This is a genomic window from Ciceribacter sp. L1K22, from assembly GCF_017599385.1.
Classification (GTDB): domain Bacteria; phylum Pseudomonadota; class Alphaproteobacteria; order Rhizobiales; family Rhizobiaceae; genus Allorhizobium.
In genome coordinates this window covers 1-351 of record NZ_JAGFPK010000016.1, presented here as the reverse complement: position 1 = coordinate 351, position 351 = coordinate 1, and the positions used below count along the sequence as shown (strand labels likewise).

General features: G+C 63.0%; 1 protein-coding gene. It reads left to right on the top strand.

The features are described from left to right. Window positions 1-351, top strand: a 351-nt coding sequence (locus J5J09_RS22570) for an Ig-like domain-containing protein (RefSeq protein ID WP_246746072.1), incomplete at both ends; no start/stop codon positions are given.

Here is a 351-nt window from a genome sequence, read left to right as displayed (position 1 = left end):
ACCTACACCGTGACGCTGACGCCAGTTGCCGACGGAACAGTCTCCGTCACCGTTCCGGCTGGCGCCTTCACCGACGGTGCCGGCAACCTCAACACGGCCTCCAACACGGCGTCCGCGATCTACGATGCGATTGCGCCGACCGTCACGATCAGCGCCCTCTCTGGTCCGACCGGTGGAGAATTCACAGCGACGATCACCCTTAGCGAGGCCTCAACGGATTTTACCGTCGGAGATCTGACGATGGTCAACGCCACCGCCTCCATGACCGGGTCAGGAACCGCCTACACCGTGACATTGACTCCACTCGCAGAAGGAACGGTGTCCGTGGCGGTCCCGGCTGGAGCATTCACC